This window comes from Stenotrophomonas mexicanensis, from assembly GCF_032911605.1.
GTDB lineage: Bacteria > Pseudomonadota > Gammaproteobacteria > Xanthomonadales > Xanthomonadaceae > Stenotrophomonas > Stenotrophomonas maltophilia_A.
In genome coordinates this window covers 1-1,808 of sequence record NZ_JAWJTG010000089.1, presented here as the reverse complement: position 1 = coordinate 1,808, position 1,808 = coordinate 1, and the positions used below count along the sequence as shown (strand labels likewise).

The following is a 1,808-nucleotide window of genomic DNA, read 5'->3' as shown; positions in this document are numbered from 1 at the left end:
TGCCGCTGGCCAGTGCGCGCGCGATCACCTGCTGTGCCTGCTGCGATGCCTGCGCATGCACGCGTGCCTGACGCTCGCCCAACGCGGCCTGTTGGCTGCCCAGTGCCGCCTGTCGGCTGGCCAGTTCAGACTGCTGGCTGGCCAGGCGCTGCATGTCACGGGTGCGGCCGGATTGCGCGGCCTCGCTGCGGGCTTCCTGCATCGCACGACGTGCCTCGGCAGCGGCCTCGCGTGCAGCCTCACGCGCAACGGCCATATCGCTGGTCGCACCACGCGCCGCCTTCGCGGCTTCTGCGGCGGCCTCACGGTTGATGTCGTGGGCGGCCATCGCGCTGCGCGCTACCTCAGCGGCGGCCAGCGCAAGGCGGCGTGACTCCTCGCCCTGCAGGCGGCCCATCTCACCCATCTGCCTGCCGAGTTCGCCCTGCTCGCGACCCAGCGCACTCTGTTGGCGGCCCAGTTCGCTCTGCTGGCGACCGAGGTCTGCGGCGCCGCTGTAGGCGCGCTGCAGGGTCTGGATCAGCATCGGGTCGCGCACCACATAGCGCTTGTCGCCCTGGCGGAACCACAGCGCCGGCCCCTTGCCGAGCTGCCTGCGGGCCACCGTTACATCGTCGATGCCGCCATTGGCGAAGGTTGAATCACCATCGACCAGCACGTAGGCCTGCGACGGCGACTTGCCGAGGTCCAGGCGCCCGTAGGTGGTGATGGAGGTGGTGTGGGAAGTCGAATGTTCACTGTGCATGTCGGTATCCACATCGACATCCACGTCGACCGCCACATCGGCATCGTCCGGGCCTGACAGCGCCTCGACATCGGCCGGCTCGGCAGGCGGCGCGGGCGCCACCGGCACGGCCGGAACGCGCGCGGCCGAAGGCGCTGCGGGCGGCGCGTTCGGAGCCTTCGGCGGCGGCGGCACCACGGCCTTCGGTGCGGCCGGCGGCGCGGGCGGTGCCGGTGGCACTGGCGCAGCGACCAGCCGCATCGGTGCCACGCCCACCAGCACCACGACGGCGGTCAGTGCCATCGCCAGAATGCGCGGGCAGGCCCGGCGCGGCTGCAGCGAGAGCAGGCGACGCTTGAGGCTGGTGGTGTTCGGCGCGGCGCTGGCCACGCCCAAGTGTGGCTGCGGTGCCACGCCCAGCTGCAACAGCAGGCGGCCATAGGCCTGACGGCTCGCGCCATGCTGGCCAACCACGGCCGCATCCACCGCTTCTTCGCGGGCCTGTGCGTATTCGCGCACCGACAGGCGCAGCAGCGGGTGGAAGAAGAACAGGTGCTGGGCCAGTGCGGGCAGCAGGCCCCACTGCAGGTCACGCCGCTGCAGGTGTTGCAGTTCGTGAGTCAATGCCAGGTCCAGCGCATCACCCTGCAGGGCGTTGTCGCCGGCCGGCAGCAGCAGCACCGGGCGGAACGGCCCGACCAGCTGCGGTGCGTCCACCTGCGCGCTCATCCACAGCCGCGGCGCAGGGCGTACGCCGTGGGCATCGGAGGCCAGCTGCAGCGCCTGCACCAGCGCCTCGTCCTCGCAGGGATAGGCGGCGGCCAGCAGCGCGCGGCAGCGGCGCCACTCACCGAAGGTGCGCAGGGCCATCAGCAGCACACCGGATGCCCACAGCGCGGCCAGTGCAACGGCCCACCACGCCACTGCCGGCACGTCCGCTGCAGGCACCGGCATCGTCGCCAGCAGCTGCGCCGAGGCTTCCGGCGCCAGCGGGTAGACCAGATCTGCGGCAACGTCAGTGGCGGTCATCGCCACCGCCTGCGGTGCCGGTAGCCAGGCCAGCTGCAACGGCTGGCTCCAGAAC

At 71.7% G+C, this 1,808-nt stretch carries 1 protein-coding gene; it reads right to left on the bottom strand.

Annotated elements, in window-relative coordinates; translation table 11 throughout:
• Positions 1 to 1,808 (bottom strand): M56 family metallopeptidase (locus R1L06_RS20435; protein ID WP_317218592.1); only part of this gene is annotated, 1,808 nt, incomplete at both ends.